The organism is Brucella gallinifaecis, assembly GCF_006476605.1.
In the GTDB taxonomy this organism is placed as follows: domain Bacteria; phylum Pseudomonadota; class Alphaproteobacteria; order Rhizobiales; family Rhizobiaceae; genus Brucella; species Brucella gallinifaecis.
Window position 1 is genome coordinate 1 of record NZ_ML636823.1, and the last position, 4,556, is coordinate 4,556.

The following is a 4,556-nucleotide window of genomic DNA, read 5'->3' on the forward strand; positions in this document are numbered from 1 at the left end:
CTTTGCAAAGCTCGCAGCATAATTGCGTCCAGAAATAAGGCCGCTTATATCCTTCCAAAAACTTTGCGACAGAACCGATCTGGGCGAGTGGGGAGAACAGATATTCGAGAATGCGGCGCTTGCCTGTTTTGATTTCGACGGTGACAGCCATGCCGGGTGTGATGGGAACAGTCTTGCCATCAACCTTCATTTCTGCGCTGTCGAAACTAAGCGTCAGGGGAAAGACGAGGTTTTGCACACGAGGGACGTTGCCTGTGGGCATCGTCGAGCGGGACTGCTCGCTGGCAGTGGATTCAATCTGCTGGGCGTCTGGTTCAGGAATGGCATCTGAAGAGACACGTATAACGTGACCTTCGAGCACACCAAAGCGGGTAAACGGATAGGCTTCCACCTTTATAATCGCCGGCTGGCCTTCTGAGACAAAGCCGATATCCCTGTTGGGCAGATAGGCCTCGATTTCCAGTGGCGTATTGCTCGCAACAATACGCATAAGCTCGGTTCCAGCTGCCACGACCTGTCCGACCGTTGTGATTGAGGAGAGCTGGACTGTTCCCTCGACTGGCGAGCGGATGGTCATGAGCTCACGGCGTCGCCTGGCCTTGATGAGATCCTGCTCAAGCTCGTCAATAGCGCGTTCGGCTTCAAGCTTGCGGGATGCGTTGTCACTGGCGGTTGTTTCAAGCAATTTCGATATTTCCGCGCTCGCCACGTTCAAGGTTGCGGTTGCAGCCATGAGCTGTGCGCTTTTGTCCGCAAGAGCCGACACGGCCTGTTCATGTTGCTGCATGGCATCAATGACAAGAGCACGAGATCCGGCACTGGAATGCACAAGTCTGGCTCGCATTTCAACGCGCTCGCTGAGGGTTTTGACCTGCTGGCGGTAGGCTATAAGCGTTGTTTGCAGGCCATCGATTTCAGCCTGCTTTTGGGTTCTTTGAGCCATAAGACTGCTTAGCGACGCCTGTACCCCGCGCAGTTCTGCCGCAAAGACGGACCTCTCACGTTCCTGCAAGATCTGCGGGATATTACTGGCGAAGACGAGATGCTCAGACGACGGCGCATTGAAGTGCTCGCTATCGCCATTCCCTTTCCAGACGTTGAGCTGGTTGATCACCGCATTGCGGCGCACCAGTTCAGCCTTGTACGCATTGAGCCTTGCCAGTTTGGCAGTCTCCTCCGCCTTTGTTTCCGTATCATCAAGTTCAACGATGATGTCACCGGCCTTGACATGAGTGCCGTTAGTGACTGCAACCGCTTTGGCTCTTCCGGTTTCAAGCGAGGTGATGATTTTAACGCGGCCCGTGGGCTGCACTTTGCCTTGCGCGGTTGCAACAATATCAAACTTTCCAAACCAGCCCCAAAGCAATGCTGCTACAACCAGAGTGCAGATAAACCAGATGAAGGCGATCCGCACAGGGGAAGGTGGGCTCTCCAGAACTTCAAGGGCAGCCGGCAAGAACTCCATGTCTTTGCGATGACGCGATGAATTGCCCCCGCAAGCGGGCAAGGATTCTCCCGGGGATTTCCCCAGGCATTTACGATGTCCGGGCTTCGGAAAAGGAAAACACAGCGATAGGTTCATGCGGCGTTACTCCCGTTCTGGAGTTGCCACAGACGGGCGTAAACGCCGTCGGGCCTGGCAAGCAGTTCCTCATGCGTGCCACTTTCAACAATGCGGCCCTGTTCCATACCAATGATACGCGTGCACTCGCGTATGGTGGAAAGGCGATGGGCAATCATGATGACCGTTCTGCCATCCACAATATCGCGCATGTTTTGCATGATGATGCGTTCGCTTTCGTAATCAAGGGCACTGGTGGCCTCATCAAGGATGAGGATGGGTGGGTTGGAAGCAAGCGCGCGCGCAATTGCCAGTCGCTGGCGTTGTCCGCCGGAAAGATTGGAACCACGCTCCTCAATCATCGTGTCATAGCCGCGTGGCAGTTTTGTAATGAACTCTGCAGCCCCCGACAAAGCGGCAAGACGCATCACTTCCTGGCGAGACATGACAGGATTGCCCAATGCGATGTTGTCATGGATCGTGCGGTTAAAAAGCATGTTCTCCTGAAGGACGACGCCTGTGTGTGAGCGAAGCCAGGCAGGATCGGCGTGAGCGAGATCATGACCATCGATATGGATCTGTCCGCTAGAGGGAAGATAAAAACGCTGAAGCAGTTTGGTGAGCGTTGATTTGCCCGATCCGGATGCGCCGACAATGCCGACCACGTCACCAGCCTTGATTGTCAGATCAATATCCTTGAGGACATCCTGTCCGTTTTCTGTATAGCGGAAACTCACGCCACTGAATTCTATGTCGCCTTTTGGGGCAGGCAGGGCCACAGCCATATCCGGGCGCGGTTCTGGGGCGGCATTAAGAATATCAGCAAGGCGGGATACGGATATCTGAACCTGCTGAAAATCCTGCCACAGTTGCGACAGGCGCAGAATGGGCTGAGACACCTGTCCTGCAATCATATTAAAGGCGACAAGAGCCCCCACCGACAATTCGCCATTGATCACTGCCTGTGCACCAAACAGCAGCAAGGCCGCACTGGTGAACTTGCTCACATACTGGATGGCATTCTGCCCTTTGGCCGCAAGCATGGTGGCGTCAAAGGACGAACGGGTATAGGCGGCAAGCCGTTCTTCCCATTGCGATGCAACGGTTGGTTCTACAGCAGAAGCCTTTAACGTCTGCATGCCGACAACACTCTCCACCAGCAATTGCTGGCTGTAGGCACCGCGATCAAACTTCTCATCAATGCGGGTCTTGAGAAAGGGACGGATCACCACGCCAATGACAATATAGAAGGGAATGGACGCCACCACGATCCATGCAAGCTTTGCTGAATAGCAAAACAGCACTGCGATGAACACAAAGGTAAACACAAGATCGAGGCCGGAAAACAATCCCTGTCCGGTCAGAAACGAACGGATGGTTTCCAACTCGCGGACCCGCGCTACAGTCTGTCCGGCAGCCCGGGTCTCAAAATAGCTGAGAGGCAAGTGCAACAGATGGCGGAACAGTCGCTGCCCGAGCTCGACATCCACGCGGTTGGTGGTGTGGGTAAGCACATAAGTGCGCAGATATTGCAAGGTGACATCAAACAGTCCGATGGCCGCAAGGCCCGCCACCAGCACGATCAGCGTGGAATAGCTGCGGTGCGCCAGCACCTTGTCCACCACCACCTGAAAGAACAGTGGCGACACCAGAGCAAAGATCTGCACGAACAGGGATGCCAGCAGCACATGGCCAAAAGCCTTGCGATAGCGAAACAGGGCAGGCAGGAACCACTGGAAACCGAACTGTTCGGCTTTCGCGCTCACCCCGGTAAAGCGGCGCTGGACAAGGATAAACTTGCCGCCGGTTTCCTGGATTAATTGAGATGCAGTAACCATGCGTTGATGCGCATTTGTCGGATGCGTAAGAAGGCAATTTCCTTCCTCCGTCATGCCGTTGAGGATTGTAAAATCGCCGTTATTCAAACATGCAATGGCAGGAAAATAGAGGTGTGCAAGGCGCTTTGGATCTCGCACATTTATCGCGCGCGATTTCAGGCCCATTGTTTTTGCTGCACGATGCAAATCATTGAGCGTCGCCGGAAAACAAACAGTCAGTTCTTTTGCAATGCTGGCAGGAGTAACGAAGATTTTGTGATGGGCCGCTATAGCGATGAGCGTTCGTAGGCCCGTGTCAGTCTCGAAGTGGGCTGGATGCAATCCAGCACCTGATGTTGGGTCCATAAAAATACTCGTGATTAAATGTCGGGAAGAACATCTTCCCGACTGAAGGAGTGAAGCGCCCGGGTTGGGAGCGAGAACGGAAAAACGGTCCCAGCGCGCCTGTCTTGCCTGGTCTAAAGCAGCGTCGAGGTATTCAGCGAAGAGCCTGTAATCAGGCTGGTGGCTTCGCTCGTTGAGGCTTGCGGATCAGTGGTAAGCGGTGACATTTCTGCAAAAGCCCGGCTGTTTGGTTCGCTCTGTTGATTGCGCGTAAACATACCGATAAATCTCTGCCATGGCGTCCTGGGCACAATGTCCGCTGCCTCAGCCACGCGTTTATAATGTGCGACAGCTGTGGCATGCACCACATCGTTCAGACGTTGTTGTTCCGGAGACACCGACGTATCGATTATCGAACCACGATGCGGATGTTTGGCAAAGTAAGGATCCTTCCATTCATTCCATTCCTTGCGTCTGCGGGCTTCTATGCCGAGAGGATCGCGCTTTTCCGGAAACCATGTGCCTGGTAAAGGCTGGCCATCTGGGCCGTAACCCTTGGCATGGAGTTCAGCAACCCGTTTTTCTTCCGTCTTGTAGAGACGCCGGGGCTCCACGTCCCGGGCTGCGATAGTGTTCTGTCCGGCTATCGCTGAATGCGTGTCTGTGGCGGCAGCGCCTTTCAGCTTGTCACGCAGATCCTGCTTTGACCATGTTGCGCCATCGGCAAAGGTGATGGTTTCAACACCCTGGCCAAGATCACCGTCCAGACTGTCCCTGAGCAGGATTAAGCCGCCGTCACCGGCACCGGGCTTGCTTTCCGCAATGCTCAGCGT

Annotated in this window: 3 protein-coding genes; all 3 read right to left on the bottom strand. The window is 54.4% G+C overall.

What is annotated here, in order from left to right; translation table 11 throughout:
* Positions 1-1,507, bottom strand: a 1,507-nt coding sequence (locus FHY56_RS17260) for an HlyD family type I secretion periplasmic adaptor subunit (protein WP_235889541.1), incomplete at its 3' end; no start/stop codon positions are given.
* A 71-nt stretch (positions 1,508-1,578) separates the two neighbouring features.
* A complete protein-coding gene (locus tag FHY56_RS17265; RefSeq protein WP_140906360.1) occupies positions 1,579-3,744 on the bottom strand; it encodes a type I secretion system permease/ATPase in 2,166 nt (721 codons plus the stop codon).
* Between the two features lie 113 nt (positions 3,745-3,857).
* Positions 3,858-4,556, bottom strand: a 699-nt coding sequence (locus FHY56_RS18005) for a calcium-binding protein (RefSeq protein ID WP_193556804.1), incomplete at its 5' end; no start/stop codon positions are given.

What these genes read in the sequence shown, in the direction of transcription:
- FHY56_RS17265 (WP_140906360.1), bottom strand. Translation starts at nt 3,744, where the DNA reads ATGGACCCAACATCAGGTGCTGGATTGCATCCAGCCCACTTCGAGACT.